We start from the raw sequence: 2,717 nt of genomic DNA, 5'->3' as shown, positions 1-2,717 counted from the left end.
CGAGGTCCTGCTCGGCTCGGCGCACGAAGGCCCACCCGGCCGCGTCCACGGCGGCTGGGTCGCGGCGGTCCTCGACCACGTCCTCGGCCGCGCCACGGCGGCCGCGGGCTACCCGGGGATGACGGCGTCGCTGACGGTCGACTACCACCGGGGCACGCCGTACGCGGTCCCGCTCGTGGCCGGGGGCCGCCTCGTCCGCCGTGAGGGGCGGAAGCTGCACGCGTCGGGAACGCTGCGAGCGGGCGACGAGGTCTGCGCGACGGCGACGGCGATCCTGGTGCACTTCAGCGCGGACCGGTTCCCGGTGCCCACGGACTGACGCAGCTGGCCCGGTCCGGACGTAGTGAATGACTCATTCATGTCGTCTGACGACATGAATGAGTCATTCACGTCATCGGGCCGGAGCAGGTTCAGGAGCCGACCGTTGTGTGGCGGGGCGACTCCGAACTCGACGTCGCCATCAGCACCGCGCAGATCGGCACCGCCATCGCCAGTGCCGCCAGCACGAACACCGGGAACAGGAACGAGAACACCTCCGTGCCGGACGGGTCCGGGGCCGCCGGGTCGAGGTGGAGGCGGACCGCCGCCATGCCCGTGAAGTGCATGCCCGTCACCGCCGCGCCCATCACCAGGCCCGCCGCCAGGCGGGGCAGCAGCTTGTCGAGGCCGACCGTGAACCACAGGGCCGCCGTGGCCGCGACCACCGCGATGACCACCGACAGCGCCACCAGTACCGGGTCGTAGCCGATCGTGCCCTTGACCTGCACCGCCCACATGCCCGTGTAGTGCATCACCGACACCGCGAGCCCGGTCAGCAGGCCGCCCAGCAGCAGGCGGCGCCAGGCGAACCGGTTGCGGACGCCGAACACCAGCAGGCCGCAGAACACCGCCGCCACGGACAGGACCGCCGACACCGCCGTGCGGAGGATGTCGTAGCGGACCGGCAGGCCCGGCGTCGCGAAGCCGAGCATCGCGATGAAGTGCATGACCCAGATGCCGACGCCACCGATGGACAGCGCCGCGAGCCCCAGCCACGTCAGCCGCACGCGGGGGTTGTCGGTCGAGCGCGCCTGCAGCGTGCAGGCGAGCCCGAGGGCGCACCCCACCACCGACGTCAGGTAGGCGAGCACCACGAGCCAGTGCCCCATCGCGAAGTCGTCGTGGTTCATCGGCATTTTCCGGCTCCTGTCAGGCTTTCCGCGATCGTGGTGAGTGGTGCTCGGCGAGCGCGTGCTCGGCCGCGGCGATGAGGGTCCGCTTCGTGGACTCCGGGGAGCGCGCGTCGCAGGTCACGACGTCCACCGCCGACGGCACCTTGAGGGCTTCGCGGACCTGCGCCGGCGCGTGCTGACGGGTGTCCTCGAACTGGTTGATGGCCACCAGGAACGGCAGGCCGCGCGACTCGAAGAAGTCGATCGACGCGAACGAGTCCGCCAGGCGGCGCGTGTCGACCAGGACGATCGCGGCCACCGCGCCGCAGACCAGGTCGTCCCACATGAACCAGAACCGGTGCTGGCCCGGCGTGCCGAAGACGTAGAGGATCAGGTCTTCGGCGAGGGTGAGCCTGCCGAAGTCCATCGCGACCGTCGTCGCGAACTTGCCCGGCACCGCTTCGGTCCGGTCGACGCCGACCGCCGCCGTCGTCATCAGGGCTTCGGTGCGCAGCGGGTCGATTTCCGAGACGGCGCCGACGAACGTCGTCTTGCCGGCCCCGAAGCCGCCCGCTACGACGATCTTGGCCGAGGTGATGAGCTTGTCAGAGTGCGCGTAGTCCACTGAGGACCCTTTCGAGCAGGTCGTTGCGTTCGTCCCAGGAGGCGTCCGCGGTGAGCGTGTCGCGGATGGACACCTGGCCGGTGCTGAGCAGGTCGCCGATGAGCACCCTGGCCACCCCGAGCGGCACGCCGAGGTGGGCCGCGACCTCGGCCACCGAACGCTTGTGCCGGCACAGCTGCGTCACCGCGGCCAGCGGGTTGGTCGGGCTGAAGGACGCCGAACGCCCTTCGACCGTCGTCTCGACGAGGGCTTCCACCGCCAGGTCGACCTTCGGCCGCGTGCGGCCGGCGGTCCAGGCGTAGGGCCGGGCCAGCGACGCCGTGTGCCGCCCGCCCTCGCGTCGCCGGCCGTCGGTCACCGGGCCGCTCCCGGGGAGGCCGCCGGCCGCGCCGGGGTCTCGACCACCTTCCCGACCCGGTCCACGAGCAGCGTCATCTCGTAGCCCACCAGGCCGATGTCGCAGCCCGGGTTGGCCAGCACCACCAGGTTGGAGCCGTCGCCGACGTTCATCAGCAGCAGGAAGCCCTGCTCCATCTCGATCACCGACTGCACGACCCGGCCCGCGGTGAACAGGTCGGCCGTGCCGATCGCGAGGCTGGCGAGCCCGGACGCGATCGCCGAGAGCTGGTCGCCGCGATCGCGCGGCAGGGTCTCGTTCGCCGCCACGAGCAGGCCGTCCGCCGAGACGAGCGCGGCGTGCGCCACCCCGGGCACCTCCTGGGTGAACGCCGACACCAGCCAGTTCCGGGAGCCGTCGGTCACTTCCGTTCCTTCCTGCCGGGTACTCATCGCTGCTCCGCGTCCGGCTCGGCCGCGACCCGGTGGCGGGCCGCGCGCATGCCGCTGTAGTGCCGGGAAAGGTTGCTCCGCACCGCGGCCGGGTCGCGGAAGGGCTGGTCCGCCTGCTGCGGCCGGCGCGGGGCGGCCGAGCCCGGTGCCAG

The 2,717-nt window shown here is 72.1% G+C and carries 5 protein-coding genes; 1 reads left to right on the top strand and 4 read right to left on the bottom strand.

The window, feature by feature from the left end; translation table 11 throughout:
- Positions 1 to 319: PaaI family thioesterase (locus tag G3I65_RS29355; protein WP_160698972.1), on the top strand; the 319-nt coding region annotated here is incomplete at its 5' end.
- A gap of 91 nt (positions 320 to 410) precedes the next feature.
- Here G3I65_RS29355 and G3I65_RS29350 read toward each other — a convergent pair.
- The 4 genes from G3I65_RS29350 to G3I65_RS29335 are packed head-to-tail and all read right to left on the bottom strand — an operon-like array spanning position 411 to position 2,565.
- Positions 411 to 1,169, bottom strand: a complete 759-nt coding sequence (locus tag G3I65_RS29350) for an MHYT domain-containing protein (RefSeq protein ID WP_163046775.1) — start codon at positions 1,167 to 1,169, stop codon at positions 411 to 413.
- Positions 1,170 to 1,188: 19 nt separating this feature from the next.
- Positions 1,189 to 1,776 carry an ATP/GTP-binding protein gene (locus G3I65_RS29345; protein WP_163046774.1) on the bottom strand — a complete coding sequence of 196 codons (588 nt, stop codon included), beginning with the start codon at positions 1,774 to 1,776 and terminating at the stop codon, positions 1,189 to 1,191.
- Positions 1,757 to 2,134 (bottom strand): DUF742 domain-containing protein, encoded by a 378-nt coding sequence (locus tag G3I65_RS29340; RefSeq protein WP_160698970.1) that lies wholly within the window; start codon positions 2,132 to 2,134, stop codon positions 1,757 to 1,759. Before G3I65_RS29340 ends, G3I65_RS29345 begins: the two co-directional genes overlap by 20 nt.
- Positions 2,131 to 2,565: a roadblock/LC7 domain-containing protein gene (locus G3I65_RS29335; protein ID WP_163046773.1), complete on the bottom strand. Its 435-nt coding sequence runs from the start codon at positions 2,563 to 2,565 to the stop codon at positions 2,131 to 2,133. Before G3I65_RS29335 ends, G3I65_RS29340 begins: the two co-directional genes overlap by 4 nt.
- Positions 2,566 to 2,717 lie beyond the last annotated feature (152 nt).

The organism is Amycolatopsis sp. SID8362 (assembly GCF_010550475.1).
GTDB lineage: Bacteria > Actinomycetota > Actinomycetes > Mycobacteriales > Pseudonocardiaceae > Amycolatopsis > Amycolatopsis eburnea.
The sequence above is the reverse complement of the archived record's forward strand: the minus strand, read 5'-3'. Positions and strand labels throughout refer to the sequence as shown.